The 26,787-nt window shown below is 58.3% G+C and carries 28 protein-coding genes, 1 tRNA gene and 5 pseudogenes; 18 read left to right on the plus strand and 16 right to left on the minus strand.

Going from position 1 to position 26,787, the window contains the following annotated elements; all coding sequences use genetic code 11:
- The first annotated feature begins 20 nt into the window (after positions 1-20).
- Positions 21-557, plus strand: coding sequence for an ester cyclase (locus tag HRH33_RS13375; RefSeq protein WP_167418282.1), 537 nt, complete (start codon positions 21-23; stop codon positions 555-557).
- Here the strand turns inward: HRH33_RS13375 and HRH33_RS13380 are convergent.
- The 3 genes from HRH33_RS13380 to HRH33_RS13390 all read right to left on the minus strand — a co-directional run bounded on the left by HRH33_RS13380 (position 554) and on the right by HRH33_RS13390 (position 3,790).
- Positions 554-1,075 (minus strand): sterol desaturase family protein, encoded by a 522-nt coding sequence (locus HRH33_RS13380; protein WP_034138178.1) that lies wholly within the window; start codon positions 1,073-1,075, stop codon positions 554-556. The genes HRH33_RS13375 and HRH33_RS13380 overlap by 4 nt on opposite strands.
- A 168-nt stretch (positions 1,076-1,243) precedes the next feature.
- Positions 1,244-3,313 (minus strand): TonB-dependent receptor, encoded by a 2,070-nt coding sequence (locus HRH33_RS13385; RefSeq protein WP_167418281.1) that lies wholly within the window; start codon positions 3,311-3,313, stop codon positions 1,244-1,246.
- Positions 3,314-3,400: 87 nt separating this feature from the next.
- The gene (locus tag HRH33_RS13390; RefSeq protein WP_167418280.1) at positions 3,401-3,790 is read right to left on the minus strand and encodes a DUF2946 domain-containing protein; all 390 of its coding nucleotides are present in this window, start codon (positions 3,788-3,790) and stop codon (positions 3,401-3,403) included.
- Between the two features lie 196 nt (positions 3,791-3,986).
- Between HRH33_RS13390 and HRH33_RS13395 the strand changes: the two genes are divergently transcribed.
- Positions 3,987-4,904 (plus strand): universal stress protein, encoded by a 918-nt coding sequence (locus tag HRH33_RS13395; RefSeq protein WP_034138176.1) that lies wholly within the window; start codon positions 3,987-3,989, stop codon positions 4,902-4,904.
- A gap of 16 nt (positions 4,905-4,920) precedes the next feature.
- On the opposite strand, the gene HRH33_RS13400 is transcribed toward HRH33_RS13395, so the two are convergent.
- Both HRH33_RS13400 and HRH33_RS13410 read right to left on the minus strand, forming a co-directional pair.
- Entirely contained in the window at positions 4,921-5,544 is a 624-nt protein-coding gene (locus HRH33_RS13400; RefSeq protein WP_243269849.1) for a helix-turn-helix domain-containing protein, read from the minus strand.
- A pseudogene (locus HRH33_RS13410) lies at positions 5,499-5,705 on the minus strand (amino acid permease); the annotation flags it as partial. The gene HRH33_RS13400 and the pseudogene HRH33_RS13410, both read right to left, overlap by 46 nt.
- 179 nt (positions 5,706-5,884) lie before the next feature.
- Between HRH33_RS13410 and HRH33_RS13415 the strand changes: the two are divergent.
- Positions 5,885-5,971: transfer RNA gene (locus HRH33_RS13415), tRNA-Leu, on the plus strand.
- A 31-nt stretch (positions 5,972-6,002) separates the two neighbouring features.
- Positions 6,003-6,230: a hypothetical protein gene (locus HRH33_RS13420; protein WP_148046559.1), complete on the plus strand. Its 228-nt coding sequence runs from the start codon at positions 6,003-6,005 to the stop codon at positions 6,228-6,230.
- 54 nt (positions 6,231-6,284) lie between these two features.
- Here HRH33_RS13420 and HRH33_RS13425 read toward each other — a convergent pair whose 3' ends face one another.
- Positions 6,285-7,514: a zinc-dependent alcohol dehydrogenase gene (locus HRH33_RS13425; RefSeq protein ID WP_167418279.1), complete on the minus strand. Its 1,230-nt coding sequence runs from the start codon at positions 7,512-7,514 to the stop codon at positions 6,285-6,287.
- A 474-nt stretch (positions 7,515-7,988) separates the two neighbouring features.
- On the opposite strand from HRH33_RS13425, the gene HRH33_RS13430 reads away from it, so the two are divergent.
- The gene (locus HRH33_RS13430; RefSeq protein WP_167418278.1) at positions 7,989-8,432 is read left to right on the plus strand and encodes an HhH-GDP family DNA glycosylase; all 444 of its coding nucleotides are present in this window, start codon (positions 7,989-7,991) and stop codon (positions 8,430-8,432) included.
- Between the two features lie 85 nt (positions 8,433-8,517).
- Here HRH33_RS13430 and HRH33_RS13435 read toward each other — a convergent pair.
- Both HRH33_RS13435 and HRH33_RS13440 read right to left on the minus strand, forming a co-directional pair.
- Positions 8,518-8,812 (minus strand): annotated as a pseudogene (locus HRH33_RS13435) (GTP cyclohydrolase I); the annotation flags it as partial.
- A 154-nt stretch (positions 8,813-8,966) separates the two neighbouring features.
- The gene (locus tag HRH33_RS13440) at positions 8,967-9,431 is read right to left on the minus strand and encodes a thiol-disulfide oxidoreductase DCC family protein (protein WP_094065609.1); all 465 of its coding nucleotides are present in this window, start codon (positions 9,429-9,431) and stop codon (positions 8,967-8,969) included.
- Between the two features lie 310 nt (positions 9,432-9,741).
- On the opposite strand from HRH33_RS13440, the gene HRH33_RS13445 reads away from it, so the two are divergent.
- A complete protein-coding gene (locus tag HRH33_RS13445) occupies positions 9,742-10,206 on the plus strand; it encodes a DUF3429 domain-containing protein (protein WP_167418277.1) in 465 nt (154 codons plus the stop codon).
- A 14-nt stretch (positions 10,207-10,220) separates the two neighbouring features.
- Here HRH33_RS13445 and HRH33_RS13450 read toward each other — a convergent pair.
- Positions 10,221-10,379 (minus strand): annotated as a pseudogene (locus tag HRH33_RS13450) (IS5/IS1182 family transposase); the annotation flags it as partial.
- A gap of 515 nt (positions 10,380-10,894) precedes the next feature.
- Here HRH33_RS13450 and HRH33_RS13455 point away from each other — a divergent pair.
- Positions 10,895-11,302 (plus strand): winged helix-turn-helix transcriptional regulator, encoded by a 408-nt coding sequence (locus HRH33_RS13455; RefSeq protein ID WP_123479751.1) that lies wholly within the window; start codon positions 10,895-10,897, stop codon positions 11,300-11,302.
- A gap of 367 nt (positions 11,303-11,669) precedes the next feature.
- The gene (locus tag HRH33_RS13460; RefSeq protein WP_167418276.1) at positions 11,670-12,737 is read left to right on the plus strand and encodes an alkene reductase; all 1,068 of its coding nucleotides are present in this window, start codon (positions 11,670-11,672) and stop codon (positions 12,735-12,737) included.
- Positions 12,738-13,021: 284 nt separating this feature from the next.
- Here the strand turns inward: HRH33_RS13460 and HRH33_RS26760 are convergent.
- A pseudogene (locus tag HRH33_RS26760) lies at positions 13,022-13,167 on the minus strand (siphovirus Gp157 family protein); the annotation flags it as partial.
- Positions 13,168-13,814: 647 nt separating this feature from the next.
- On the opposite strand from HRH33_RS26760, the gene HRH33_RS13470 reads away from it, so the two are divergent.
- Positions 13,815-14,132, plus strand: a complete 318-nt coding sequence (locus tag HRH33_RS13470; RefSeq protein ID WP_080761465.1) for a hypothetical protein — start codon at positions 13,815-13,817, stop codon at positions 14,130-14,132.
- 331 nt (positions 14,133-14,463) lie between these two features.
- Here HRH33_RS13470 and HRH33_RS13475 read toward each other — a convergent pair.
- Positions 14,464-14,646 (minus strand): annotated as a pseudogene (locus HRH33_RS13475) (type II toxin-antitoxin system ParD family antitoxin); the annotation flags it as partial.
- 158 nt (positions 14,647-14,804) lie between these two features.
- Positions 14,805-15,728 carry a transcriptional regulator CynR gene (cynR, locus tag HRH33_RS13480; RefSeq protein WP_034138741.1) on the minus strand — a complete coding sequence of 308 codons (924 nt, stop codon included), beginning with the start codon at positions 15,726-15,728 and terminating at the stop codon, positions 14,805-14,807.
- Between the two features lie 98 nt (positions 15,729-15,826).
- Between cynR and HRH33_RS13485 the strand changes: the two genes are divergently transcribed.
- Together HRH33_RS13485 and cynS are read left to right on the plus strand one after the other, a co-directional pair.
- Positions 15,827-16,483, plus strand: coding sequence for a carbonic anhydrase (locus HRH33_RS13485; RefSeq protein ID WP_167418275.1), 657 nt, complete (start codon positions 15,827-15,829; stop codon positions 16,481-16,483).
- Between the two features lie 63 nt (positions 16,484-16,546).
- On the plus strand, positions 16,547-17,017 hold the full coding sequence (cynS, locus tag HRH33_RS13490) for a cyanase (RefSeq protein ID WP_123479755.1): 471 nt from the start codon (positions 16,547-16,549) through the stop codon (positions 17,015-17,017).
- 64 nt (positions 17,018-17,081) lie between these two features.
- On the opposite strand, the gene HRH33_RS13495 is transcribed toward cynS, so the two are convergent.
- Positions 17,082-17,999: a LysR family transcriptional regulator gene (locus HRH33_RS13495; protein ID WP_047882404.1), complete on the minus strand. Its 918-nt coding sequence runs from the start codon at positions 17,997-17,999 to the stop codon at positions 17,082-17,084.
- 125 nt (positions 18,000-18,124) lie between these two features.
- Between HRH33_RS13495 and HRH33_RS13500 the strand changes: the two genes are divergently transcribed.
- The 6 genes from HRH33_RS13500 (at position 18,125) to HRH33_RS13525 (ending at position 23,881) form a co-directional block, all read left to right on the plus strand.
- Positions 18,125-18,883, plus strand: coding sequence for a 5-oxoprolinase subunit PxpA (locus HRH33_RS13500; protein ID WP_034138737.1), 759 nt, complete (start codon positions 18,125-18,127; stop codon positions 18,881-18,883).
- A gap of 94 nt (positions 18,884-18,977) precedes the next feature.
- Positions 18,978-19,223, plus strand: coding sequence for an acetyl-CoA carboxylase (locus tag HRH33_RS13505; protein ID WP_034113616.1), 246 nt, complete (start codon positions 18,978-18,980; stop codon positions 19,221-19,223).
- Positions 19,224-19,233: 10 nt separating this feature from the next.
- On the plus strand, positions 19,234-20,607 hold the full coding sequence (locus HRH33_RS13510; protein WP_167418274.1) for an acetyl-CoA carboxylase biotin carboxylase subunit: 1,374 nt from the start codon (positions 19,234-19,236) through the stop codon (positions 20,605-20,607).
- Positions 20,604-21,476 (plus strand): 5-oxoprolinase subunit B family protein, encoded by an 873-nt coding sequence (locus tag HRH33_RS13515; RefSeq protein ID WP_167418273.1) that lies wholly within the window; start codon positions 20,604-20,606, stop codon positions 21,474-21,476. Before HRH33_RS13510 ends, HRH33_RS13515 begins: the two co-directional genes overlap by 4 nt.
- Positions 21,473-22,447: a 5-oxoprolinase subunit C family protein gene (locus tag HRH33_RS13520; RefSeq protein ID WP_047882401.1), complete on the plus strand. Its 975-nt coding sequence runs from the start codon at positions 21,473-21,475 to the stop codon at positions 22,445-22,447. Before HRH33_RS13515 ends, HRH33_RS13520 begins: the two co-directional genes overlap by 4 nt.
- A 111-nt stretch (positions 22,448-22,558) precedes the next feature.
- Entirely contained in the window at positions 22,559-23,881 is a 1,323-nt protein-coding gene (locus tag HRH33_RS13525; protein WP_167418272.1) for a purine-cytosine permease family protein, read from the plus strand.
- 414 nt (positions 23,882-24,295) lie between these two features.
- On the opposite strand, the gene HRH33_RS13530 is transcribed toward HRH33_RS13525, so the two are convergent.
- Positions 24,296-25,168, minus strand: coding sequence for a class I SAM-dependent methyltransferase (locus HRH33_RS13530; RefSeq protein ID WP_167418271.1), 873 nt, complete (start codon positions 25,166-25,168; stop codon positions 24,296-24,298).
- A gap of 117 nt (positions 25,169-25,285) precedes the next feature.
- On the opposite strand from HRH33_RS13530, the gene HRH33_RS13535 reads away from it, so the two are divergent.
- Complete coding sequence (locus HRH33_RS13535; RefSeq protein ID WP_167418265.1) at positions 25,286-25,486, plus strand: hypothetical protein; 201 nt, start codon at positions 25,286-25,288, stop codon at positions 25,484-25,486.
- Here HRH33_RS13535 and HRH33_RS26415 read toward each other — a convergent pair.
- Positions 25,421-25,669, minus strand: a complete 249-nt coding sequence (locus HRH33_RS26415) for an antibiotic biosynthesis monooxygenase family protein (protein WP_342356334.1) — start codon at positions 25,667-25,669, stop codon at positions 25,421-25,423. The two genes, HRH33_RS13535 and HRH33_RS26415, sit on opposite strands and share 66 nt — an antisense overlap.
- A gap of 167 nt (positions 25,670-25,836) precedes the next feature.
- Positions 25,837-26,730 (minus strand): NAD(P)/FAD-dependent oxidoreductase, encoded by an 894-nt coding sequence (locus tag HRH33_RS13545; RefSeq protein ID WP_167418270.1) that lies wholly within the window; start codon positions 26,728-26,730, stop codon positions 25,837-25,839.
- Positions 26,731-26,787 lie beyond the last annotated feature (57 nt).

Below are 26,787 nucleotides of genomic sequence, written 5' to 3' on the forward strand. Positions count from 1 at the left end.
TTCATTCAAGGACATAACCGATGAAACCTTTTGCCCGTTCGCGCTGCGCCATCGCCGTTACCGCGTTGCTACTCTCGGGAGCGGCTGCGGCTGCCACGACCGAGTTGGTCAAACCCTCTGTGTTGGTGGTGGATAAGAGCCTTACGCCGAAGCAACAGGCGATGATGGAAACCGTGGCGCGCCGTTACGACACCTTCTGGAACACCGGCGAGGAGCGCCTGGCGCGCGAAGCGTTGGCGGATAACTTTGTCGACAAAACACCCCCCGAGGGGCGCAAACAGGGCCCGGAAGGTCCGCTGCTGGCGTCGCGGGCCTTCCGTGCGGCAGTGCCGGACCTGAGTTGCGCAATCGAACAACTGATCATCGCCGGCGACCGCGCGGTGGTACATCTGCATTTTCGCGGGCACTTCACCGGCACTTTTGGTCAGCGCCAGGGCAGTGGCCAGGTGGTGGATTTTATTGCCACCGATATCTATCAGATCGACAACGGCAAAATCGCCGCTAACTGGCATATCGAAGATAACCTGACCTTGATGAAGCAGTTGGGCGCGCTCTAGTGCTGGGCGGGATCGACGCGGATGTAGGTACGGAATACGTGATCCCATAACGGCGAAGAGACCCCGAAATTCTTCTCGATGCCCTGGCGGTGGTGCAGGTCGTGATTGGCCACCAGCCCGCGCATCCATCCATAAGCCCAATGCTGCGGGCGGTGCATCACGTAATGCACCGAGATATAGAAGAAGTAGCCGGTCACCGCGCCGATAAACACCGAGACCAGGCCGGTGTACCAGGCCAACAGCAAGAGTGCGGCAAAGGTCGAGCTGGTTTTCCAGCTCGACACGCCGATATAGGCCAGCACATCCACATGGTGGGTCCAGTGTTCGCGACGGTACAGCGAGTGAAACAGGAAACGGTGCGCCGAGTACTCCACCAGCGTCCAGGCCAGCAGGCCCACGAGGGCGAGCCCTGGCTCGAACGGCGCCAGGCATAGCGCAAAGATCACGAAAGCGGGAACGGTGAAAAAATCGAGGTAGTACGCGAGCGAAGACATCAACCATTTATTCGAAACGGCCATGTGCGGAATATCCCTGTAGTGCGCGATGGAAAGGCAAGCGATGGGGGCGTGGGGCTGCCACGCGCGCCATCATGCAGGTGCGCTGGCGCTAAGTCACCATGGCTCCCGCGTATATCGGCGGCATTTGTGGGGTGTGACACATCCACACAATGGCGCCGCTGCCACGGCTCAAAAATCCAGCGTCACGCCGCTGTACACCGCACGTCCGTCACCGGGGGAGTGCAAAGCGGCGCGGGCACCGTCCGGATCGTACCAGGCGTACTCGTAGTAGCGATTGGTAAGGTTTTTGAGCTGCAGGTCGACACTCACCGACTCGCTCACTCGGTAGGTGGCACCCAGGTTCATCAATACATAGCCGCCGTAGGTGCCCTGGGTGTTTTCCCGTTCCAGATAGTAGTGGGTCTGACCGTTCATCCACGCGCTCAACTGCAAGGCTGGGGTGGCCTGGTAGCTGACGCCGGCGTTGTACAGGTGATGGGGGACGTGGTCGATTTCCCGGCCCTTGCTATTGGGCGAGGTGGCACTGGGTTTGAGAATTTTGGAGTACTGCCAGGCGTAGGCCAGCCACATTTCGGTGCGGTCGTTCGGGTGCAGATTCAGCTGCGCGTCATAGCCCCAGCGTCGGGTTTCGCCGACATTGTCCGACTCACCGCTGGGGTCGTTCAAACGCCGGCTGACTTCACCGCTGGCTTCCTGTTGCCAATAGGCAATACGCCCGTCCATCCAGGCGGTGGGGGTGAACTTGATGCCGGTTTCCCAACCGTCGTTGATGGACGGCGCCAGGTCGCTGTCCCGTGGCGGGATCTTATACGCCGCCGCCCCGGTGCCCACCTGGAAGGTGCGCCCCCAGTTGGCGTACAGGCTGGCGACGGACCAGGGCGAGTAGACCACGCTGAGCTTGGGCTGCTTGATCAACCCATAGTCATTGATGGCGTAGTCCAATCCGGTCATTTCGTTGCTGAAGCTGCCGCGGATCTTGTCGACGCGATACGCCGGTATGATTTTCAGTGATTCGAACGGCTTGATCTCCGCCTGAAGGTAAGCGCCATAGGTGTCGAAATCGAACTGCTGGTCGCGGGTCTGGGCCAGGCGCGCGCGGTCCCGGGTGCGATAACGCTCGCTGGTGTTGCGTTGCTGTTGGAAGTCGCTGCCGCCTTCAAGGGCGAAGTCATACAGCCAGCTGACGTCGGGCCGCCAGGTCAGCGAGGTGAGGGCGCCGTACTGGGTTTCGTAGGCGTCGCGTTCCTGTTGGGGGCTGGTGCGCCAGTATTGGGTCCAGCGGCGGTCGTCGAAGGTGTTGAGGTAGGTTTTCGTTGACCAGGCCAAGGTCTCGCTCAGCTCCGTATCCAGATGCACGCTCAGTTGATTCATGCGCCGCGTACCTTTGTCGCTGGCGTTGTAGGGGTTGGTCATGGACGGGTGATGGTGCGCGTCCTGTTCGCTCAGGTAGCCGGGCTCCTGGGCCTCGGTTTCATAGTGACGGGCGATCAGGCCGAGGCGGTAGCGGTTGTCGTCCGGGGTGTAGAACCACTTGCCTGACAGCGAAAACTTGTCCGCCTGGGCGTGATCGCGAAAGCCGTCGGCTTTCTGGTAGGCGAAGAAATAGTTCTGGGTCCAGTTGCTGCCCTCGATGCCTTTGGCCAGTTGGGTTTCCTGGGTGTGGTAGCTGCCGTAGCGCAGACGCGCCTTGGTGTAGTCACCGCCGGTTCTGGTGAACATATTGACGTTGCCGGCAATGTTGTTCAGGCCATAGCGCGCATCGCTGGTGCCGCGCACCACTTCGATACTGTCCAGTTCCAGGGGGAAAATCATGTCCATAAACGGCATGTTGCCGTCGTTGCTGTTGCTGGGGATGCCGTCGATCAGCAGCTTGACCGCATTGACTTCGCCTTCGCCGTTGAAGCCGCGAAAAGAGATTTTCCCCGAGGTGGTGCCTTGGTTGAACGGCGTCAGCAGCACCCCCGGGGCGCGGTTGAACAGTTCCCAGCTGTAGTTGACCGGCATTTTTTCAAGTATGTCGCCACCCAGGATATCCACCGAACTGAGCACGCTGCTGGTGCTCAGGGGGCCGCTGGCAACGCTGTCGCCTTGCACGGTAACGGTGCCCAGGGTCAGGGCTGAGGTTTCGCTGGCATCGGCCAGCGGGTTAAAGGCGAACAGGCCGACGCAGAGCAATGGCCAGGACGGGCGCGGTAAAGCCCTGCGTTTGGCGCGCAGCAGCATGAATGGAGCAGGCATAGGGCAAGCTTCCTGATAACCGGAAAATTCTCAAAGACGTGGAGCCGCGCGCGCAGGCGCGACTGAGTACAGGGAGTACGACGGCGATCAGGCGACAGGGGAGGCGCGCGGGCTCAGGCTCGGCCAGCGCACCCTGGGGTGCAGCGAGGGTAACAGCGGCGCGTCGAAGGCGATATCCGGCGCGAAGCGTGGCAGGTAGTGGCGGTAGTAGTCCGACGGCAACGCGGCCAGGCCCGCGTGCCCGCAGCAGCAGTCGGCGTGGTGCATGGGGCTGGTCGCGGGGCCAGACTTGAGCGGAGCGAGCAGTTTGTCGATGCCGGACGGCAAGGTGTTCGCGGTGCCGCCGGAGCAGAATCCGCCCCACAGCATCAGGCGCATGTCCGGCGGCTGCATGGCGCGACTCAGCGGCATGGCCAGCAGGTTGATCAGCAAGGCCAGGCAGGCGATCCAGGGGCTGAGGCGTCGGAACGTGGCCATCACAGCAGTCGCACAAAGGGGGCGGATATTTAGCCGCAGTCGGGCGACGAAGTAAAAGCGCTTCGCCGTGCCATTTTGCCGCATGGGCTCGCACGCCAGAAAACCGCAGCGTTACTGATAAAGGTCAATGTGTCCCCACTGGGAACGCGCACCCTTGGACTATCACTCACCCACTGGCCGCGTGCCGAGGTGCTTTATGTCTGCGTCTGCCCGTTTACTGTTGATCGCCCCCCAAACCATGACGCGCACACCTGCGTTCGAGCGTGCCGCGGCGCTGGCGAAGGCGATGCAATTACCGCTGCATATCGTCGCGTTCGATTACCTGCAGGCCTTGGCCTTTGCCGGGCTGTTCGCTCCCGAGCAGGTTCGCCAGGCGCGCGAAGGCTATCTGCACACCCATCGCCAATGGCTGGCAGCCCAGGCGCAGGCGCTGAGTGAACAGGGCCTGACAGTGACCAGCGAAGTGGTGTGGGTGCAGCATCCCTATGAAGAGATCCTGCATTTCGTCAACGAGCTGTCGCTGGCGTTGATTATCAAAGATGCCGAGGACGATTCCGGGCTGAAGCGGGTGTTCTTCACCCCGCTGGATTGGCAATTGCTGCGCGATTGCCCGGTGCCGGTGCATTTGGTCACCGGGGATGCGCGACCACGGCCTCGCCAAGTCTTGGCAATTGTCGATGTGCTGCGCACTGAAGAACAGGACACCGTGTTCAACGACCAGATTATCGCCGCTGCGCGAAAACTGGCGACCGAATGTGCGGCCACCCTTGAACTGGTGCATGTGTATGACTGGACAGCCGCCTATGCCATGGACATGGGCGTCGGTGTCCTGCCCCTGGCCACCGGGATCTACGAAGCACTGGGTTCGGCCCAGGAGGAGGCGTTCGCGGCCTTGGCCGAACGCCACGGTGTGCCGCCGCAACATCGCCACTTCCTGGAAGGCACCCCCGTACCGCGCATCTGTGAATTCGCCGAGGCCCATCGCACCGATGTGATTGTGATGGGCACCGTGCAGCATGGCGGCCTGGACAAACTGCTGGGCACCACCGCCGAATTGCTCTTGCAGCGGGCGCCGTGCAGCGTGTTGGCGATCAAACCGGGTAAAACGTTGTAGCGCAGGGCAGGTGGGTTCAGAACGTCGGTGGACGATGACAACCGGCAACGAGCTGCGTGAGCCCGCACAGATCGTGGATCTCGACATTGCGGCTGTTGATGGTGACGAGCCGTAAGTCCCGCAGGTGGGCGATGCTGCGGCACACCGTCTCCAGGCGCAGACCCAGGTAGGAGCCGATCTCCTCGCGACGCATCTTCAACACGAAGCGTGTACCGGAATAACCGCGCACACTCAGGCGTTGCGACAAGTTCAGCAAAAATGCGGCCAGACGTTCGTCGGCATTAAAGCCGTGCAGGACGCCCAGCACGAAGCACTGGAAGGGCTGACCGAGCGTTACGGCATCGGGCGTGAGCGTCGTCTGATCCATGCCGGGCAGTTCGGCGGTGATTTCGTAGCTTTTGTCTTTCTCGGTGATATCCACGGCAGGCATGCCATGACCGATCAGCTCGCGGCGCCAGAACGGTTCGACATCGAACAGCACGTGCCCGAAGGGGGACGGCACCGGGCTACGGGTGAAGTCGTCGAACAAGTGGTCTACCTGCTGGCGCAGTTTCTCCAGAGGGCGCCAAAGGTCGGCGGACAACGGATGCTGGGTGCCTTGGCGAAAACGCCATAGTCCAGCGCCGGTTGGCGGTTGGATAACGTCTGGTAGACAAGCGCCAATGACAGCATGCCGATGCCGGTAATCAGCCAGCCGATCAGCATCGCCCCGGCCCCGGCACTGGCGGCCATGTTCTGCGGCAAGCTGAATATGCCGCTGCCGATCATTGACCCGACCACCAGAGCCAGGGCCTGCTTGATTTATATCAAGAACAACGCAAACGTAGATTCAGTAACCGCTGTAGAAGTGCCTGGGGCAGGGTGTAGATCACTGATCTGTCAGGTTTTTTTATCCGGGCTTTGTTTCATAAAGCCGCCACTCGACCTTGCATCGACGCGCTCGGGTCTATATATTCCGAACCCTGCTGCACCGCGCTACCGCCCGAATGGCGAAACTGGTAGACGCATGGGACTTAAAATCCCCCGCTCGTAAGGGCGTGCCGGTTCGATTCCGGCTTCGGGCACCATCTTACATTCCACTGAGAGCTTTCGAGTTCCGTGGAAGCCTTGAAAAACCTGCCTTCTGGCGGGTTTTTTAGTTTTTGCATTCTGTCGGTTGGATGCTCGCAGATGGCACCGCGCGAACTCATCCCGATGGTTGATCAGAAACCACTGCTGCTGTTTGCCGGGAATTTGCGTCTTGACCAAATTCCCAATGCCGCCAAGCTTCTCTCCCAGCAACTCAAATTTCAGTGGGGCTTTAGCGTTGCCCACAGCGGGATCTGAGAAGAGGACTACGATTTTCGGTGAAAGACCGAACCATCTTGTCCTCTCCGATTATTATATCGAGGCAGTCAACACGCTGGAGCTTCCGTCGGATTCCGGCAAAGCGATGTGGCTATCGCCAGGTGTCAAAATGACTTTTCTGCAGTCCTCTTCTTTCTTATCAAAGATTTTATATCCTTCGGCCGCCTGTTCCAGTGACATGCGATGGCTGATGATAACTTCAGGTGAGAGACGGCCTGTCTCAATGTGATCCAGGAGTTCAGGTAGGAACCGATGGACATGAGTCTGCCCCATTTTGAAGGTCAGGCCTTTGTCAAAGGCGTCTCCGAAAAGAAATCCATGAATGAAACCTGAATAGACTCCAGGAACGCTCACAACGCCCCCCCGTCTTACTGCCGCTATACACTGGCGTAGCGCTTTGCCGCTGCTACCTTCAAGCTTGAGCGTCGCGAGAACGGTTTCCGTTGTACTACCCTTCGCTTCAAATCCAACAGCATCCACGACCCCGTCAACTCCCCGCATCCCTTTGGTTTGCCGAATGATCGTATCTGCAGGATCGTCGTCTTCATCGAAGTTGATCGGAATTACACCGTATGTTTTCTGCGCGTATGCCAAACGGTAAGGATGGTGATCGACCATAAAAATTTGGTCGGCACCGAGCATTCTTGCACACGCCGCGCTCAACAATCCGACCGGGCCTGCACCATAGATGGCGATGCTTGAACCGTTACCAATCCCTGCGTTAGTTACAGCCTGATAAGCGGTTGGAAGGATGTCTGATAGGAAAAGAACCTTTTCATCCGACAGCGTCCCCGGTACTTTGAATGGGCCGGTGTTGGCTTTCGGAACGCGTACGTATTCGGCTTGCCCGCCTGGAACACCACCATACATATGACTGAAACCGAACAGCGCGGCTCCTGGTGGTATCGCCTTTTTATTTATGATCGCTCCGCGCCCCGTATTTGTTGTCTCGCAGGCCGCAAACAGATCCATTGCGCAGAAGAAACAGCTGCCGCAGGCGATTACAAAAGGAATTACCACACGGTCGCCGGGTTGCACTGCGGTCACCGCTGAGCCTGTGTCCTCAACGATCCCCATAAACTCATGGCCAAAGATATCGCCATGCTCGACAGTCGGAATCTTTCCTCGATAGAGATGGAGGTCAGAACCGCATATCGCCGTCGCGGTAACTCGAAGAATGATGTCATCACTTTCCTCGATAACCGGATCAGGAACCGTGTCGACTTTGACGCTGTGCGCGCCATGATAGGTGAGTGCTCTCATGACTTCATACCTGCTTCAGCTGGATGGTAAGTGGGAGAGGTGAATCAAAGAAAGTAAGTTCAGATTGATGAAGGCGTAGATGACTAGCGGTTGCGTATGAAGCACGCTCGTAATTTTTTTAAACCTAATGGAGCGCAAGAGGGTCGACTGCTGAAGTCTGGAACTTAGGTAGTCGGAGGATCGGCGTTGTCATGCCTGCCCACAATGGGGAGCGCCACATCGCTGAGTGTCTATCATCTGTTCTGATCGCGACTGAGCATCCCGCATGGCGTGCCAGCCAGTCACCCTAGTCGTTCTGTTACACGATTGCTCGAATCAAACCGAACGAATCGCTTAAGCGCACGGCGTTAGCGGATTGAGGTTTCTTTTCATAAATGCGGGTAAGGCGAGAGCAACCGGTGCCGATCGTCTCCTGGCTGCTCATTCGCGATAGCGCCTGGTCTAGATAGAGATCGTTGCTTAAAGGGTGAACCAGTGAGCAAAATCATCAGCGCACATGACTTACAAATCGACTTTCAAGGTGCGAACGAAGCCGGGTTGTTCAAATGGCTGCTTGCCAGTTTCCTGATGGGCAAAAGAATCCAGGGGCAGATTGCGGCTAACGCGTACCAGGTGATCGTCGAGAAACACCATCGGGATACGCCGCACAAACTGGCGAGCTGCACTCACCGCCAGTTGGTCACGATGCTTGGAGAGGCTCACTACGTGCGTTACGACGAGACTACGTCGTCGCGGTTACTCGCATTAGCGAACAAAGTGAATACTGAATACGGCGGCAAGGTCAGCAACATTGTTGCGGCGAGCGCTGATCGTCGCGCGTTCGAAAAACGCTTGTCTGAATTCGAAGGGATAGGGCCAAAAACTATTGAAATTTTTCTGAGGGAAGCGGCTGCGGTGCTCTTCGAATCTTCCGTCTAGCTCTCATTCACACTGCCTTCCGATTGCTTGCAGCGAGGTTAAGTGAATGATAACTCGCAAGCCATCTACCACTCGGGCTATCTTCGCCCAGCACCCTTCGAGTGGGGATATACGCTCCATGAACATTGCCGATGAAGGGCTGCATGTGATGCTCGCACAATGAACACTGTTCGATGTCGCGCACGATGACCATTTCTTCATTTTGCGATTCGAACAATGCGCCATTGATCAATTCCTCCAGACTCATTGTGTAGCCATTGCACAGGTACTGCATCGCTTTGGTTTCGCGCTGTGGGGGTATCCAGCAGTCCTTCACGCTCTGGGTTCTCACCTACGCCGAGGAGAATTTCACGATAATGTTCGACTGATGATGGGTTCATCTTGAATCCCAGCAGCGACGCTGCGCTTTATGGGTCGGCAATCCTTGGCGGTAGGAGAGTATCTAGTGCGCACTATCTGACGCAGATGACACAGGCTTCGCCGGATCAGCTATGACCCAGCTTATGCGTCTGCGACATGACAAGGCGAAGCTGTCTAGGTCTGCTTATTTTTCAAAGTGGACTGCTCGTCTGATGCGGGTTTTGACGCAGGCACTGCGCAACGGTTATCGACACAGCGGCTGCCGCTATCTGGGTGAGGTAACCACGCCAAATGGGGGCGTATACGGCAAAAAAGGCGATAGCCGAATTCAAGCAGCGGGCGGAGTACATTCCAAGTCAGTGGCGTTGCCCAAAAGCCCAAGCCGGCGGCTCGCCAGCTCCACAGGGTGGCATCCAGGCCGGTTATCCAGCGTCCATCAGCGAAGCGGGCGTGCAGGGAGGACTGCATCTGCTCGAACGTGAACCCGAGTGCATTTGCGTCGAATTCACTGTTGCTGATGTCCACGAAAAGCAGATGATCCTTTACGGCATGCCCGCGCAGGAGCTTGATTTCGCGCGCACACAGAGGGCATTCACCGTCAAAGTACAGCGTCAGTGGCCAATTCATTTTCCTGTACATGGTCGACACTTTTGTATAACTCTTGTGCAAGATATGCTGAAAGAAACAGGCTGACAATGGGCACTATTTTTCGCTCTGCTATGGACGGTCATGTTTGCTTTCGTGAGCAAATCGCCCCGTGCTTTCGATCTCGATATCCAGTTTGGTGGCGGCAAGCTATGCGAAGGCGTACACGCTTGCGTAACAGATTCACTAAGTTTGAAACAGGTCAGGGCTGCAGTCATGTAACCCACCTCGCCATCAATATTTCGCTCAGACAGAGCTTTTTTGGGCCTACAGTCTTGAGTGTCGCTCACTGCAAGGAATACAAATGAATGGGTTCCCTCCAACCCCTGCGCCAAAGCACGTCACCCTGCTGGGTTATGGCGGTCTGTTGCCGTTTATTGTTCTGGCACTGCTGATTCCGTTCTCTCTCGACTATCGGACGCTGTTTGCGATTGCACTTGTCAACTATGGCGCAGTCATCCTGAGCTTCGTCGGAGCCTTGCACTGGGGCTTCGCCATGACCATGCCAGATATGAGTGCCAAGCAGCGCAGCGACCGGTTCATCTGGAGTGTTATACCTGCTCTTATCGCTTGGATCGCCACGTTACTGCCAATGCCCTTGGGCTGCTTGCTGTTGGTCATAGGCTTATTCGTCCACCTTCGGCAGGACAGGAAGCTGTTGCGGGTTATAAGCTTGCCCGCTTGGTACATGCCGATGCGATTACGGCTTACCCTTGTGGCGAGCGTCTGCTTGCTGCTTGCGGCGCTCGTTGAGGCGCTTCCTTCATGAAGCCTCGTGCGCCCGGCCAGTATTTCCTCACCTTTAAAATAGCCTCGGTCAGCCACCACCGACAAAGTAACCGATGCCATGGCCTCGCGTGCCTGCTTAGTTATTGAGCTGAGCTGATCGCGGTCGGAACCGATATTGGTCACCTCATGAGCAACGATCAAATGGTGCTGCGTGCAGCGGCTAAAAGCCGCTCCAAGACCTCACTATTGGTCGACCCATCAGGGTTTCATTAGTCATACGGCATTCCCTGCCGTGCCATGTCCGGCGTTGGAGTAAATTGATTTGAACTGCTGATTCCGCCAGGTGCCGAAAACAGCTACCACCCGAGGACATAGCGATGACTGACGAAAAGAAGAAAGAGCCCGAGCAGGAAACCCCGGCGCACTCCACCGAGCAAGAGCGTGAACGCTTGAAGGACTTCAACAAGGACGGAATTCCGCCTGGATCAAGCTGATCGTCAAGCCGCGCGCTCTTCGCTGTCATGGTGGGGATACGAGGCTCGTGGCGCGGAGGCTGCAGCAGAACCTTTGCCTTGGCGCCCAGAGCATGCGGATGGTGAATTTGGACGGCCCCCTGCGCAGCACGCTGTCTACGCTGGCAGCCAAGCTCATTAGACATTGGTGGTATGCCTTGTAAACTTAGTATTCATAAGCGCCTAGATCGTCTGAATACCTGTAAGGAAACCGCCATGCTTGAAATCGAACCGCTCTGCTTTTCGTCCGACTGTCCTAGCCGGGCCTTGTTCGATCAGATTGCTGATAAGTGGTCGATGATGGTGCTGGCGGTGCTTGATGACGGTCCGCAACGCTTCAACGCGATTCGTCGCCGGTTGCAAGGCGTGACCCAGAAAGCGCTTACCCAATGCCTGCGCAAGCTGGAACGCAACGGCTTGGTCTCGCGAGAGGTCATTTCGCTCTCGCCGGTTGCGGTGCAGTATCAGATCACCCCGTTGGGTCGCACGCTGCAAGCGCCTTTTCGGGCACTGCACGAGTGGACTGTCGCCAAGCTGCCCGAGGTCGATGCGGCCCGGCGATCGTTCGACGCCGCCAGCAGCGCGGGGAGCCCGGACGGAAGGATGCTTGACTCGATGTCATGAGCGCGGCGTCCACTGTCGTGGATCGGCCATTCTATGTTCGAAGTGCTACCGCGACTCATATGCGCAAGACCATCTATCGATGGTTCAACCCCCAGCGCCACTGAATGTTCTCAGGCAGTAGGTTTCCTCAAACCTACTAGGGCGACACAAGGTGCCTAATAGACACCAGGTTTATTCCATATACCATTTTCATAGTCCTCCCTGTCGAGGCATGCGCGCCGAGCCTTCACTCTGCTTCGTTGCGCTTGCCGGCGAGCTGCAGTCCGCCAATTGTTCATACGACAGGAAGCACCTTTTCGGTGAATCCGCGCCTGACTAAACATCAAGCGCGCGCTGGACATCAATAAACGCTATAGATGGAGAGCATATGGAAAACCTGAAGCTGTTGACCCCCCTGAGCAATAGAGCGCTTAACTTCAAGAATCGAGTCTTTATGGCGCCAATGACCAGAGGTCGATCTAAGGATCAGGTCGCCAACGAATTGACCGCAACGTATTACGCGCAGCGTGCATCAGCAGGACTGATTTTCACGGAAGGCACCCAGATCAGCGCCCAGGCGGTCGGTTGGACGAATACCCCAGGAATCTATACTCCCGAGCAAATTGCAGGGTGGAAGAAGGTAACTCGGGCAGTTCATGAAGCGGGCGGTTTGATTTTTGCGCAACTTTGGCATACGGGGAGGGCATCTCACCCGGACTTCCATGGTGGAGAACTGCCGGTGGCGCCATCGGCCGTCCCGTTCAATAGCCAAGCCTTCACGCCGGAAGGCATCAAGCCTTCTGTGACCCCACGCGAAATGACCCTTGATGAAATCAAAGCCACCATCGCAGATTATGAAAAGGCTGCGCAGGCTGCAAAGGATGCGGGTTTTGATGGCGTTGAGGTACACGGTGCAAATGGTTACCTGCCGGCGCAGTTTCTCGAAGATGGATCAAACAAGCGAACCGACGAGTATGGCGGCACCGTTGAGAAGCGGGCAAGGTTCCTGCTGGAGGCCACTGATGCCGCGATAAAGATCTTCGGGCCGGAACGTGTCTCGGTCAGGCTGTCGCCGCGCATTCCGTACAACGACATGGGCGACTCCAATCTCGAGCAGACCTACATGTACGCGGTGCAAGCGCTGGAAAAGAAACACGTTGGTATTCTGCATTTCATGGAACCGTCGACCCTGCCGGAAGGTGTTAAACCTTTAGCGCCGGGGGCCCGCGAGCGATTCTCAGGGATTTTCGTGTTGAATGTTGGCTACGACCGCAAGTCTGCGGAGCAGGTGCTGGAAAGTGGGCTGGCTGATGCAGTCTCATTTGGCACGCTGTTCATCAGTAATCCTGACCTGCCTGAACGCTTGCGCCAAGACGCGCCATTGGCGACAGCGGATGCTTCTAAGTACTACAGCGGTGCAGAAGAAGGTTACACAGACTATCCGCTGATGGCGTGAGCAACCCCAATCGCAGCGAACTGGTTAAGTTCAGGTCTTGAACTTAACCAGTTCGCTCCATCACTCGCCGTGCCTTCTGGGCACGGCGCACACCCGCCAGGATCAATAGTCGATGATGATCTTCATCGCCTTCTCAGCGGCCCCATGCTTGAAGACATCGTAGGCTTTCTCGATCTGGTCGAAGTCGAATCGGTGCGTCGTTATCCTCAACCGCTAGCGTGCCGGAGCAACACGACTTCAGCAGCATACCGGTGGTATTGGCGTTCACCAGCCCGGTTGTGATCTTCGTGGTCCACGATCACCCGTTCGCTGCTCATGGCCGGTGTGATGGTGAAGAGCGGACGCTTGAACGACTTGATATTGGCGGCTTCCATGTTGCGGCGCAGGTCCGAGAAACGCTGTTTGACTCGATGCGCTTGAGTTCGGCCAACGGCCAGCTAACGAGCCAGGCCGTCAGCAAAATGGATCGTTACTCCACTGAGCAGATCCAGCGATGATTTTTCCGATACGGGGCACGGATGAAGTGGACATCAGATACCAATTTCAGCCCGCGCTCACGGAGTGCTTCGGTCAGTTGTACGAGCGTCTCTGCTTGGATAGTCATTGCTGTTACCTCGCAAGATTTACTGCGTTCATATTTCTTGACCTGACGGACAACTGGCTAATTCAAATTTTCTTCAGCGTTGATTGCATGATCGTATCGGAGTGTGAACCGCATGATGTTTGTCTGCCTTTGCTCTCGCGTGGGCTGGCTGTACGCAGTTCACACTCCAATGCGCTCTCATAGAGAGGGTCGGGCAGTTAACGACAGCTGCAGTGGCGCTAGTTGTCCAGGATGGTTCTGGGACCGTATGATCTGATCGGTGTCTTAGTTTGACGCTGAGACTCACACCCTTTGAAGGACAAGAGCATGGGAAGGTATTTCGGTAATTCAGGCTTATTCAAGGCTGCTTCGTATTCCAGCAACGAGCTTCTGGTCAGCTGCATCACCAGCTGGGAGCTGAAAAATATTGCTCTAAATACGAAGGAGTTTTTGATATGTCCAAAGAACTACTCGGAGTTTCTGCTCTAGGCTTGATGGTGGTCGGTGAGTTCTGTGCAATCTACAGTGAGGTGGTAGTCGCCAAGCTTGCCCAAACAGGTAGCGCTTCCTGGGAAACACTAGCGCTTCCCGTGGTGCTAATGTGTTTTGCAGGAATTTGTCTACTGGCAGCATACTGGCTCGGTTACGTTGCGGTCGGTGATATCTGGATCGTCACCGTGGTATCAGTCACGTCTCTGTTGCTTCTCGAGCCTGTTGTTGTCTGGTCTCTGTTCCATGAAGCGCCAGGGCGGGGGGCACTGATCGGCTTCATCCTGGGAGCCTTGGGCATGCTTTCCACTGCATTGCTATAAATCACCCTCCTGGCCCAGCATTTAATTGCTGGGCCAATTCGCGGGATCTTAAGCTTAAGTCTGCGCACTCTGTTCGGCGAACGGTTTTATCGTCTGGCCCTGCCGCCAAGACCATCTCGGCTACGTAGGCGAAGGTGCGCTGTTCATTGAGCCGCGGAACCCCTTGGAATTGGACGGGCGTCCATGGAGTAAATATGCTTTAAGCTGATGTTTTATAAACCTTTATAGAGCATAGTAGAACTCTGTTACTAACTCTCGTGTCGCCGAAGAACATTTCGACAGGGCTCTAGGAAAATATTTTCAGCTCAAAAAATCTAAAATATGCCCACAGAGTCAGTTGACGCAGGGCCTCAATTTTAGCGGTGTCTTGGGCGACGCGCTGCTCCAATAAACGTAGACCTTCTCGCATCACTTCGCTTGCATTTTGATAGCTGCCAGACTGATCAAAGTCATGGATAACTTGTTCCTGATGAGCGGTGAGCACAACGTTTCTCGTTGCCCCAATGAACTCCATTTTTCGGTAAGCCGTATCTTCGATCATTGGCATATCATGCCGTTTTTGCTTGCGACCAAGTGGTTAAAGGCTTGGGTCTGATGAAACGCGTCGTACGGGTACGGCCAGGGACGAGGAGTGAGGAGCCCGCAGCGCGCTCGCAGGCCAGCCCACGCGCCTCAATCGGCTGCGTTTGCCCGTTCATGATCATTCAGGGCTACGGCCACGGCTTTGGCCACGTCGATAAACGCCCGCGCCGCCGCCGAGGGGTACACCCCTTTGCGCTGCATCAACACCGCCGTGCGCTGCAAGCGCTGCGGGGCCAGCTCAATCGCCACCAATTCGGGATGGGCCCGTGCAATCGCAGCCGGCAAGAGTGTCGACAAGGCAGTCCTGCGCACCACCTCAATCAAGGCGCCGATCACATTGGCCTCCATGACTACACGCGGGCGGATACCGTGCTGGTTGCAATAGCGGTCGATCTGGTCGCGGGTGGCGAACTCTTTGCTCAGCACAATCAGTGATTCGCTGTTCAGCGCTTCCAGCCCGATGGACGACTGGCCTGCCAACGGGTGTTGGCTGCCCACCACGAGCGCCAGGGTTTCCACCAGCAAGGGGTAAGCGTCGATGTCGGGCGCGTGTACCTCGTCAAAGGCGATGCCTACATCCAGCTCGTCAGCCAGCAGTTGGTTCTCCATTTGTTCCTGGGCAACTTCACGCACGGTCAACGTGATGTTGGGATAGCGACTGTGAAAGGCGTCCACCAACGGCCCGACGAGGTACGTGGTGAAGGTGGGTGTGACGGCGATGCGCAAGGTGCCCCGGCTCAAATCGCCCACATCGTGGATGGCCCGTTTGCCTTGCTGTAGTTCCTGCGCCGCCCGCAACGCATGACGCAAGTAGACCTCACCGGCGTCGGTGAGGCGGGTCTTGCGCCCTGAACGATCAAACAGCTGAGCGCCCAGGCTTTCTTCCAGTTGTCGAACTTGCTGTGACAGCGCCGGTTGCGAGACATGCAGGGCCGCTGCCGCCTTAGTGAAACCTTGATGTTCCGCGACGGCGAGAAAGTATTGAAGGTGGCGCGCGAGCTTGTTTGTTTCCATAAGATTATCTGATGCAGTTGATCATATATAAGACTTTTACCTTATTTTTAGGGCGCCGTAATCTTGGTTCATCGCAATGCGAGCCAAGGAGTTATCCCATGCAAGACATCATCGATGGTTTTCTGAAGTTTCAGCGCAATGCCTTTCCCAAGCGGGCCGGTCTGTTCAAAGACCTGGCCAATCAGCAAAACCCCCGTGCGTTGTTCATCTCCTGCTCCGACAGCCGCCTGGTGCCGGAGCTGGTCACCCAGCGTGAGCCGGGCGACCTGTTTGTGATCCGTAATGCCGGCAATATCGTGCCGTCCTATGGCCCTGAGCCGGGCGGCGTGTCGGCCTCGGTGGAATACGCCGTCGCTGCCTTGCAAGTCAGCGACATCGTGATCTGCGGCCACTCCGATTGCGGCGCCATGACGGCCATCGCCACCTGCACCTGCCTGGACCATATGCCTGCGGTGGCCGGCTGGTTGCGCTACGCCGATTCCGGCCGAGTGGTCAACGAAGCCCGCCAGCACGTCGATCAGCCCGCCAAAGTCGCATCCATGGTGCGCGAAAACGTGATCGCACAGTTGGCCAATCTCCAGACGCACCCGTCTGTGCGCCTGGCCCTTGAAGAAAAACGCGTGACGCTGCATGGCTGGGTCTACGACATCGAAAGCGGCTGCATCCAGGCTTTCGACAGCCGTACCGGCACGTTCGTGGCCTTGGCCGACTACCCAGTGAGCGCCGGCATCCCTGCAATACCTCGCTCCAACTGAAGTACCCAGGTACCTGCATCGCAGGCAAGCCTACGCGCCTTTTTTACTCACGGAGAAATCCCCATGATCCAGTCGCAAATCAGCCAAACCACTCGCCTTGCCCTGACCGACGTCATCCTCTTGGCCAAAGCTCGTAAAGACCTATCGTTCGCCCAGATCGCCGAAGGCACCGGCCTGCACGAAGCCTTCGTCACCGCCGCCTTGCTTGGCCAGCACCCGCTGCCGGCTAACGCCGCCCAAGTCGTCGCCGACACCCTGGGCCTCGATGCGGATTCCGTGCTGCTGCTGCAAACCATCCCGGTACGCGGCAGCATCGGTAATGGCGTGCCGACCGATCCGACCATCTACCGTTTCTACGAGATGATTCAGGTGTATGGCACCACGCTTAAGGCGCTGGTCCACGAGAAGTTTGGCGACGGCATTATCAGCGCGATCAACTTCAAACTGGATGTCAAAAAAGTGGACGACCCAGACGGCGGTTCGCGTGCCGTCATCACGCTGGACGGTAAGTACCTGCCTACCAAACCGTTCTGATTGAATGAAAACTTGGCCCGAGGCCGCTAGGGGCTCGGGCCACGCATAGGGTATGTCTGCTGTTTCAGCGGCGCGCAGACAGCTGTTGCGGTGCCAAAAATGCATCGTGGAAATAGTTACGAAAAGCCTGCATTGCCGGGCTGAATTCGCGCTCGCGATGCCACGCCAATCCGACACTCATCGGCGTCACCTTATCGGTGACTGTCAGGGTTTCGATGCGTTTTCCTTCCAATGACCAGGGGCGGTGCACCAAGTCTGAGAGGATTGCCACGCCGCTGCCATTGGCGACCATGCTGCGCACCGCTTCGACTGAGCTGGTACGCACCCGCACGTTTGGCTGCTGATGCGCATGTTCCCAGTAGCGCATAGCGCTTTGTTCGGCTTCGTCGACGGTCAGCAGGATGTAGGGTTCTTTCGCAACGTCGGCGAGACTGACCGCCGAGCGCTCGCACAGCGGATGGTGGCTGGGCAGCCATAACCGCCGTTCGGAGTTGAAGAGAATCTCCGAAACGATGTCCGGGTGCGTGAGGTTGGCGGTGAGCACCACGGCCATATCAAAACGACCTTCCAACAAGCCTTGTTCAATCGCTTGCCGTTCCTGTTCATGGACTTCAATCGCCACGTCCGGATGCCAGTGTTCTAGGCGCTGCAGATGGTGCGGCAGGAAATAGCCGATCACCGTGTAGCTTGCCGCTAAGCGCAACACGCCACTGGCGCGGATATCCGGCAACGGGCTGTTCAACGCGTCATCGACGCTGCGCAAAATCACGTAGGCCCGGTTCAAAAAGTGCCGCCCGGCGTCGGTCAGGCTCATGCCCTGGGCCGAGCGCTGGAACAACAGCGTGCCGAGAATGCCTTCCAGTTCCTTGATCGCCGTGGTCACTGCGGATTGGGAAATATTCAGATGAATTGCGGCTTGAGAGATTTGCCCGATCTCGGCGGTAGCGACGAAATAGCGTACTTGGCGCAGGGTCAGGGACATTAGCACTCCGGACGATGAGGTATCTGTTTTTCAGAAGATGGCCTATCTGATAATAGATCTTCCCAAGGGGTAGGCAGGAATTTAACTTGGCCTGTATGAAGTCACAAGCGTCGGGAGCAAGCGTCATGCAGGCAGTAGATTTCAACTCGGACATGGGTGAAGGCTTTGGCCCCTGGACCATCGGCGATGGTGTCGACAATGAGCTGATGGGCTTTATCAGTTCGGCCAACATTGCCACCGGTTTTCATGCCGGTGATCCCGGCACCATGCGCCGCACCGTCGAGCAGGCCAAGCGCCTGGGCGTGGCCATCGGCGCGCATCCGGGCTTTCGCGACTTGGTGGGGTTTGGCCGTCGGCACATCAATGCACCGGCCCAAGAACTGGTCGACGACATGCTCTATCAGTTGGGCGCCTTGCGTGAACTCGCCCGGGCTCAAGGCGTGGCCCTGCAACACATCAAACCCCACGGCGCGCTCTACATGCATCTGGCCCGGGACGAAGAGGCTGCCCGTTTGCTGGTGCAGAACCTCCAACGTCTGGAACCGGAGTTGCTGCTGTATTGCATGCCCGAGTCGGTGATCTGGCGGGTTGCCACGGAACTGGGGCAACCGGTGGTCCGCGAGTTCTACGCCGACCGCGAATACGACCTCAGCGGCTCCATCGTCTTCACCCGCAACGTGCGAGCTTACGACCCGGCCTTCGTCGCCGAGCGAGTGCTGCGTGCTTGCCAACAAGGCGTGGTGCGTACCGTCGAGGGCGAGGACCTGGCGATTGAGTTCGACTCCATCTGTTTGCACAGCGACACGCCGGGTGCCCTGGCGTTGGTCGAAGCCACGCGTCGTGCACTTGATGGCGCGGGCATAAAGGTCCGAGCACCGCGCTGAGACCGAACGAAAACACCTGGCACACAGACGCCAGGGTTGACTCACCGATTTACTTTTTGCCTGCCTTTCTACAACTATTCCAAGAGGAACAGACATGGCCGAACACACTGTAATCACCCCGTTGCCGGGGACCTTCTACCGCAAAGCTACCCCGGAATCGGCGAACTTCGTCGAGGTCGGCGCGCAGGTCAGCGCCGACACGGTGATTGGCCTGATCGAGGTCATGAAGCAGTTCTCCGAACTGACCGCCGGGACGGCCGGTCGCCTCAATGCCTTTTTGGTAGAAGACGGTGATCCGGTGGAACCGGGTCAAGTCGTCGCAACACTCGATGGCGAGTGAGGGCACGATCATGACTCACGCCATTCATAAATTGCTGATTGCCAACCGTGGCGAGATCGCCGTGCGGATCATCCGCGCGGCCAAGGAACTGGGCATTCCTACCGTTGCCGCGTGCAGCGAGGCGGACGTCGACTCCCAGGCTGCGCGCATGGCCGATGAGGTGCATATTCTCGGCCCGGCCCGTGCCGACAAAAGTTACCTGAATGTCAAGGCCTTGCTCGGCGCCTTGAAAGCCACGGGCGCCAACGCGGTGCATCCCGGTTACGGCTTCCTATCGGAGAACGCCGATTTCGCCGAAGCAGTGGTGGCTGCCGGCGCCATTTTTGTCGGCCCGAGCGCGGAGACGATCCGGCGCATGGGCGATAAAGCCGAGGCGCGGCGCACGGCGCAAGCCGCCAGCGTGCCGGTAGTGCCGGGTTCGCCGGATGAACTGTTCGACGTTGAATCGGCGCTCAAGGCTGCCGAATCCGTTGGCTTCCCGCTGTTGATCAAAGCTTCGGCCGGTGGCGGCGGGCGCGGTATTCGGCTGGCGGAAAACGCCGAGCAGCTGAGCGAAGAATTCCCTCGTTCCCAGCGCGAAGCCCAAGCGGCGTTTGGCAATGGTGCGGTGTACTTGGAGCGGTTTATCAGCCGGGCCCGGCATATTGAAGTGCAAGTGCTGGGCGACGGTCAGCACGCCGTGCATTTGTTTGAGCGCGAGTGTTCGCTGCAACGGCGGCGGCAGAAAATCTTCGAAGAAGCGCCATCGCCAGTCCTCAGCCAGCAGCAACGGGAAACGCTGTGCGCCAGCGCGGTACGCCTGACTGAATCCCTGGGTTACAAGGGCGCCGGCACCCTGGAATACCTGTATGACGATACTACCGGTGAGTTTTTCTTTATCGAGATGAACACGCGGATTCAGGTGGAGCACCCGGTCAGCGAACTGATCACGGGCATCGACTTGGTCCAGGCCATGTTGCGCATCGCTGGCGGCGAGCCGCTGGGCTTCAAGCAAAGCGACATTCGACTCAACGGCGCGGCCCTGCAAATGCGCCTGAATGCTGAAGACCCGGCACGGAACTTCTTCCCGAGTCCAGGCCTGGTCGAGCAACTGATCTGGCCACAAGGGGAGGGCGTTCGTGTCGATACGCATCTGTTTCAATGCTACCGGGTGCCGCCGTACTATGACTCGCTGCTGGCCAAACTGATTATTCACGGTGCGGATCGCGCCGAAGCTCTGGCCCGAGCGCGAATGGCGGTGGCGAACACCACGCTCACCGGTATGGCCAACACCTTGGCGTTGCACGGTGAATTGTTGGAACAACCGTGGTTGCACAGCGCCGACTTTCACACCGGCACCCTGGAAACCTGGCTCGCCGAGCGCCGCAGCGGAGGTGAAGCATGAGTACGCCCATCCGCTACAGCTTTGGCGCCGATGAGCATTTATTTGCCGAAGTCAGCGACAGCATGTCCCTGGACGCGTTTTTCAAAGGACTGGCCGTCACCCGCGCCGTGGAACGGCTGGCGCTGGATGGCGTGCTCGATATCTGCCTGGCCAACGCGTCGTTCCAGATTCGTTTCGACCCGGATCGCATCGCCCCGCACACCTTGCTTGAAGCGGTAAAAACCGCCGAGGCCGGAGCCGTCGCCGAGCGCACCTTACAGACGCGAATTATCGAGATTCCAGTGCTCTACAACGATCCCTGGACTCACGAAACCCTGATGCGTTTTCGCGACCGCCACCAAGACCCGAGCGCCACGGACTTGGAATACGCCGCACGCATCAATGGTTTGGCCGACGTCGATGCGTTCATCGCGGCCCACAGTGGCGCGCCGTGGTTTGTCTCGATGGTCGGCTTCGTTGCGGGGTTGCCGTTCATGTTCCAGATGGTTGAGCGCGAGCGTCAGTTGCAGGTGCCCAAGTACCTGCGCCCACGCACCGACACGCCGAAATTGACCTTGGGCCATGGCGGTTGCTTTGGTTGCATTTACTCGGTGCGCGGCGCCGGCGGTTATCAGATGTTTGGCGTGACCCCCGCGCCGATCTACGACCCGCAACAGAACCTCGCGTACCTGAAAGAACACATGGTGTTTTTCCGTCCAGGCGACATCGTGCAGTTCAAACCGATGGACCGTGAGGCTTACGACCACGCGGTGGCCGAAGTGGACGCCGGTTGCTTTGATCTGCGGATTCGGCCGGTGGAGTTTTCGCTGGACGCGTTCCTCGCCGATCCCGTTGGCTATCCCAAGTCGCTGCAGGAGGTGTTGGCATGATTAAAGTCCTCAAACCCGGCCTCGCCACTTCGGTACAAGACCTGGGCCGCGAAGGCTATTACCACTTGGGCATTCCACCGTCCGGCGCACTCGATCAATACGCCTTGAGCGCGGCCAATCAATTGGTCGGCAACCCGGCAGGTTTGGCGGGGTTGGAATGCACGCTGCTCGGGCCTGAGTTGGAGTTTCAGCAGGATGCATTGGTGGCGGTCAGCGGCGCGCACATGACGCCTCGGGTCGATGGCGTGGAAATGCACCACGACACCGCGTTCACCGTGAAGGCCGGGCAAGTGTTGCGCTTTGATTTTCCCAAGGCTGGTGCCCGCGCTTATGTGGCGGTGGCCGGCGGCATTGATGTGCCGGTGGTGCTCAACAGTCGTTCCACCTATGCGCTCGGCGCGCTCGGCGGTTTTCAGGGGCGACGCCTGATTGCAGGCGACGAGTTGCCGGTGGGCATCGCCAGTGGCAAGAGCCGCGCCGGAGCCAGTTTGCCCATGACGTTACGGCAATCATTGGGTGGCGAAATCACCCTGCGAGTGGTGCCCGGTTTGTACTACCACCGCCTGACCGAATCGGCGGCGAAAAGCTTTTTCGCCGAGCCGTGGACGGTCGGTTCGGAAGCCGATCGCATCGGCTATCGCTTCAAGGGCGGCAGCGCGCTGAGCTTTCAGCCCCGAGAGCAGCCGTTCGGCGCCGGTTCCGATCCGTCGAATATCGTCGACAGTTGCTACCCGATCGGCTCGATCCAGGTGCCCGCCGGGCTCGAACCCATCGTGCTGCACCGAGATGCGGTGTCCGGTGGCGGCTACGCGATGATTGGCACGGTGATCAGCGCCGACCTCGATTTGATCGGCCAGATGCAACCCAACCAGAAGGCCCGCTTTGTTGCGGTAACCCTCGAAGAGGCGCTGGAAGCGCGACGTACCTATAAGAAAAAACTTAGCTGCCTGAGCAAGCTGTTCCCTTCCTGATTCTGCCCGCCGTTTAGCGCGGGCCATGCCAAACGGTACGCCAACGCCGCACTTCGGTGCGGTGACGGCTGCCCGCGCTTCAACCATTGACTGGTTTTGGAGTTCACGCATATGGCTGCTTTATCGCAATCGAGTCAAACCGGGCAAGACCCGGCGCATTATCCTGTTCCCACCGAAGCGCGCATGGGGCGACTGTCTCTGACCATGGCGTGGTGGGCGGTGTGCAGTGCGATGTTTTACATCGTAGTGGGTGCTTCATTGGCATTGTCGTTCGGTGCGCGCAATGCGCTGATCGGCATGGTCCTGTCGGTGATCAGTTATGGACTGGTCAACAGCGTTCTCAGCCGCTTTGCGATTCGCAGCGGTTTGTCGGTGGCGTTGTTTTCACGACTGTTGTTCGGCAGCACTGGGGCCTGCCTGGCGACGCTGATTTTCTTCTCGACCGCGATCTATTACGCGGTGTTCGAAGGTTCGGTGATCGCCGTCGCGCTCAATCACCTGTACCCGGAACTGGTCTATCCGCTGGCGGCATTGGCGGTGGTGCTCTACAGCGTGCCGATGATCCTGGGCAGCGTGCAGCACTGGCTGGACAAGCTCAACGGTGTGTTGTTGCCGGTGTATCTCGGTGGTTTGCTGGTGGCCGTGGGACTATCGATCAGCCGTTATGGCTACCAGCCGCAATGGCTGGATTTCGGCCCGGCAACGCCTAGCGCATTCGGCTGGTGGGATTGTTTTGTCGCCTACATGGGCGTCTGGGTATTGATGCTGTTCACCTTCGACTATGCGCGTTTCGGCAAGCCTGAAGACGCCGAGTACCACGGTCGCTGGAACTTCGGCATGCCGTTCTACGCAGTGACGTTTCTACTCAACGGCGCGGCGGGCATTTACCTGGTCAGCAGCATTCCCCACGAAGGTGCCCTGAACGAAGTCTCGGTAGTGATGGCGATTTTGCAGTTGATGGGCCTGTGGGGATTGCTGTTTGTCTGGGCCACGCAAACCCGGATCAACACCGCCAACTATTACTTGGCGACCCTGAACATGCAGGCGTTTTTTGCACGGTTTGGCCTGCGTGGTTCGTACCTGGTATGGGCATTGGTGGTCGGGGTGATCGTATATGGCCTGATGCTCGCCGATGTGTTCGCGTATCTACTCAAAGCCTTGGCTTACCAGGGGATTTTCGTGGTGGCCTGGGTGGGTGTGGCGTTGGCGCAGATTGTCTACGGACGCAGCGACATGGCACAGCTCGAACGGGTGGTCGCATTTAACCCTGTGGGCTTGACGGCCTGGTTTGGCGCCACCGCATTGGGCCTTGCGTTGATGTTCTCCCGCGGCGGCCTGAGCAGCTTTTCCGCGCCATCTACCGTGATAGTTGCATTTGCCTTGCAAGCAGGCTTATCCCATCGAAGCTGGTTGCGGTTACGGATGGCGGAGTAGAGTTTTGCGGTCACTGATCCCGTACCAGCCTGCTCTAAAGGAGCCGGCTATGGGAAGCTCATTACACATTCGCTGATGGGCTTTCAGTGACCGCTTCTGGCCGATGCCGTTGAAAAAGCCTGCTCGCCCAAACGCGCGAATAGTGAAGGTGAAAACATCTTGTTTGCACGCTACTACGTGAAAGACACCTGAACCTTCTGCGCAAAATCCAGACTTCAATCTCAGGCGCGTACTTTTTTGCTGTGCAAGTCGAAGCCGACTTTCCAACATAATCGGCCAGAAGCGGATGTGGGCAAGCGGCAACTACCTGCCAAAAAAGCGGACGCTATCACTTTGCCAGGGAGGGATCACCAAACCAAGGGACATCAATCTAAGGCGCCCTGCTTTACTGAGCATAGGAGGGCGTCATCCCTGCTAACAGGCGCTGGCTGCCGGATTACGTGCCGTGACGATCCACGCCGCGCCGTCGATCATCACCGACCGCTCGCCGGGGAGGCCGGCGAAAGCGGCGCGAACCGCCGCTGAAGCTTGGGTGCGGATGTCATCGTTTTGCTGCGCGAGCACAAGCGACAGCGGGCCGCCCTCGAATGCCATCCTTACCGCGTCGTCGATAGCCGCATCCCGAGTCTCGCCTTCACCGAACGGGATGGAAACACCGAACGGCGCAAAAGTGACATCGGTAAAGCCAGCGGCCGTCAGGATACGTGTCACCCGTCCCCGGTCAGCGAACGAGAATGGTCCGGGTGCTTCAGGATCAGGCGGTGCGGTCAGCGGAACGATGCCCTGGATCGCGCCCATCGGAAGGCGCACCCAATCGTTCTCGGCCACGCCGCGCCAGCAGATGAAAACGACCCGACCGCCCGGCCGGAGCGCGCGTCGCATATGGGTGAACGCCCCTGCCGGATCGTCGAAGAACATCACCCCGAAACGCGAGAAAAGCATGTCAAACGCGCCCTCGGGCAGCTCGGCGTGACTGGCGTCGGCCACCTGGAACAGCACCGGCGTATCCTGCGGCGCAAGCTCGCGCGCTCGTCCAATCAGCGGTTCGGATATGTCCACACCCAGCACATGTCCGCCCGCGCCGACGCGGGCAGCCAAAGCCAGACTGGACGCGCCTGCGCCGCAACCGACGTCAAGCACGCGCTCACCCGTGGCGGGCGCTGCGGCTTCTATCGCGGCCTGGCCAAATACCGCAAACATGGCGTCAAGCCGGGCCTGGTTGGCGACCCAGTACTCTCCGCTTTGGCCATTCCAGTCGGCGCCCTGATAGGTTTTTTGCTCTGTCATGACATCTTCTCGTTTTGATTAGTGTTTAACCAGCTAGCCTTTGATCGAGGCAAGGAGGGGAGGGCGTTACTTGGCCCACGCCGTGATCCGTTCCGCGATCGCCCCAGGGGCCTCAATGTGCAGGAAATGACCCACACCGGGGATGACCTCCATCGCGTGCGGGGCGGCGAACCGATGTCGGTCGTCGACCTGCGCGGGGAGGAGGATGCAGCGGTCGATCAGCGCGAGCACATCGCTGGTATATTTCCGGAATCAGGCGGTGCAGAAGCCGGGGACGGCGACCTTCTGGAACAGGTGCGGGGTGGCAACGACGGATGACGGATAGGCCGATACCTTCGCGACGAATTCGGGGCGGGCGAAGGCATCGCGGAGCGTCTCGGTGGACTCCCACACCACATAGTTCAGGAAGGTCGGGCTATCACCGATCGCTCGGTGCAGTTGGGTGGAGATGAAGCCCGGCTGCTTCTTCAGGGTTTCGCCTGCAGCCTTGAAGGCGTCCAGGAAGCCCGCTTCGTCGGTGGAACCGACCGTAAGATTGGCGCAGTCGAGATGCCGAGTTGGCGCTCAAACGGGAATTTATCGTCTAGCGGCTTGAATTTTTTTAGGACTTCCATGGTGGCGCTCGCGTCTATTGAAATTGAAGTTAGTGTGCTCGGGGCTGCTTGATCTCAAACCAGCATCGACTGCTGGGCGAAGATGCCCGCCATCACGCCTTGCCATGAAGCCGTGCTGACAGACGCCATGAGAGGGTTGGCAAGGTCGCCGGCAGCGTAGACGCCGGGCACAGTGGTTTCGCGGCGCTCGTCGACCTTGAGCGCGGTACCCAGGGGCGTATCGACGGTGGCGAGGCCCAGTGATTCATGCAGACGTGCGGAGGGCTTGTTGCGCGGATGCGCGAATAGGATGTCGACCGCAACAGAGGGGCCGGCGTCGAGCCTGACGGTGGTGTTGTGGCTCTCGTTATGCTCGATTTCGGCGATTCGGCTATCAACGACAGGGTTGCCGCGGCGCGCCAGATCGGCGCGGATGTCGGGTGGAATGTCGTGACCATTGGCAAAGACCGTCAATGTGTCGGTCCAGTCATGGTATAGCTTGACGTAGTTGTGCGACGGCGGACCGGACCAGACGAGGCCCCAATGCCGGCCCGCAACTTCAAAGCCGTCGCAATAGGGGCAGGGTACGATGGAGGTTCCCCAGCCTTCGGCAAAGCCGGGAAGTTCAGGCATCTGGTCGACGACGCCATAACTCAGGATCAGCCGGCGCGCCCTGTGACTTTCGCCATCGCCAGTGAGGATGGAGAAATCGTCAATGGTTCCAGAGATATTCTCGGCCCGGGCAGTGACAAGACTGACCGAAGGGTAGCGCGCAAGCTGTTGCCGCGCTTCGGCCAGAATCTCTTGCGGTGGCTTGTGATCGTGGCCAAGCAAACCATGCGAGTGCTTGGCGAAGCGATTACGCGGAAGGCCCGTATCGAGAACGGTGACTTTTCGGCGCGCACGACCAAGCTGTAGAGCGGCGGCAAGACCCGCAAAACTGCCGCCGATAATGATGACGTCATTCATGGTGATAGGCTCCGCGTTGTGGCTGAAGGGACTTGAATTTTACTTTTCTGGTACTTG

It is taken from the genome of Pseudomonas rhodesiae (genome assembly GCF_013285305.1).
In the GTDB taxonomy this organism is placed as follows: domain Bacteria; phylum Pseudomonadota; class Gammaproteobacteria; order Pseudomonadales; family Pseudomonadaceae; genus Aquipseudomonas; species Aquipseudomonas rhodesiae.

What these genes read in the sequence shown, in the direction of transcription:
- HRH33_RS13375 (WP_167418282.1), top strand. Translation starts at nt 21, where the DNA reads ATGAAACCTTTTGCCCGTTCGCGCTGCGCCATCGCCGTTACCGCGTTG.
- HRH33_RS13445 (WP_167418277.1), top strand. Translation starts at nt 9,742, where the DNA reads ATGAATGGGTTCCCTCCAACCCCTGCGCCAAAGCACGTCACCCTGCTG.
- HRH33_RS13495 (WP_047882404.1), bottom strand. Translation starts at nt 17,999, where the DNA reads ATGTCCCTGACCCTGCGCCAAGTACGCTATTTCGTCGCTACCGCCGAG.
- HRH33_RS13500 (WP_034138737.1), top strand. Translation starts at nt 18,125, where the DNA reads ATGCAGGCAGTAGATTTCAACTCGGACATGGGTGAAGGCTTTGGCCCC.
- HRH33_RS13510 (WP_167418274.1), top strand. Translation starts at nt 19,234, where the DNA reads ATGACTCACGCCATTCATAAATTGCTGATTGCCAACCGTGGCGAGATC.
- HRH33_RS13530 (WP_167418271.1), bottom strand. Translation starts at nt 25,168, where the DNA reads ATGACAGAGCAAAAAACCTATCAGGGCGCCGACTGGAATGGCCAAAGC.
- HRH33_RS13515 (WP_167418273.1), top strand. Translation starts at nt 20,604, where the DNA reads ATGAGTACGCCCATCCGCTACAGCTTTGGCGCCGATGAGCATTTATTT.
- cynR (WP_034138741.1), bottom strand. Translation starts at nt 15,728, where the DNA reads ATGGAAACAAACAAGCTCGCGCGCCACCTTCAATACTTTCTCGCCGTC.
- cynS (WP_123479755.1), top strand. Translation starts at nt 16,547, where the DNA reads ATGATCCAGTCGCAAATCAGCCAAACCACTCGCCTTGCCCTGACCGAC.
- HRH33_RS13395 (WP_034138176.1), top strand. Translation starts at nt 3,987, where the DNA reads ATGTCTGCGTCTGCCCGTTTACTGTTGATCGCCCCCCAAACCATGACG.
- HRH33_RS13470 (WP_080761465.1), top strand. Translation starts at nt 13,815, where the DNA reads ATGGTGGTCGGTGAGTTCTGTGCAATCTACAGTGAGGTGGTAGTCGCC.
- HRH33_RS13505 (WP_034113616.1), top strand. Translation starts at nt 18,978, where the DNA reads ATGGCCGAACACACTGTAATCACCCCGTTGCCGGGGACCTTCTACCGC.
- HRH33_RS13520 (WP_047882401.1), top strand. Translation starts at nt 21,473, where the DNA reads ATGATTAAAGTCCTCAAACCCGGCCTCGCCACTTCGGTACAAGACCTG.
- HRH33_RS13485 (WP_167418275.1), top strand. Translation starts at nt 15,827, where the DNA reads ATGCAAGACATCATCGATGGTTTTCTGAAGTTTCAGCGCAATGCCTTT.
- HRH33_RS13380 (WP_034138178.1), bottom strand. Translation starts at nt 1,075, where the DNA reads ATGGCCGTTTCGAATAAATGGTTGATGTCTTCGCTCGCGTACTACCTC.
- HRH33_RS13460 (WP_167418276.1), top strand. Translation starts at nt 11,670, where the DNA reads ATGGAAAACCTGAAGCTGTTGACCCCCCTGAGCAATAGAGCGCTTAAC.
- HRH33_RS13390 (WP_167418280.1), bottom strand. Translation starts at nt 3,790, where the DNA reads ATGGCCACGTTCCGACGCCTCAGCCCCTGGATCGCCTGCCTGGCCTTG.
- HRH33_RS13440 (WP_094065609.1), bottom strand. Translation starts at nt 9,431, where the DNA reads ATGTACAGGAAAATGAATTGGCCACTGACGCTGTACTTTGACGGTGAA.
- HRH33_RS13385 (WP_167418281.1), bottom strand. Translation starts at nt 3,313, where the DNA reads ATGCCTGCTCCATTCATGCTGCTGCGCGCCAAACGCAGGGCTTTACCG.
- HRH33_RS13455 (WP_123479751.1), top strand. Translation starts at nt 10,895, where the DNA reads ATGCTTGAAATCGAACCGCTCTGCTTTTCGTCCGACTGTCCTAGCCGG.
- HRH33_RS13425 (WP_167418279.1), bottom strand. Translation starts at nt 7,514, where the DNA reads ATGAGAGCACTCACCTATCATGGCGCGCACAGCGTCAAAGTCGACACG.
- HRH33_RS13545 (WP_167418270.1), bottom strand. Translation starts at nt 26,730, where the DNA reads ATGAATGACGTCATCATTATCGGCGGCAGTTTTGCGGGTCTTGCCGCC.
- HRH33_RS13525 (WP_167418272.1), top strand. Translation starts at nt 22,559, where the DNA reads ATGGCTGCTTTATCGCAATCGAGTCAAACCGGGCAAGACCCGGCGCAT.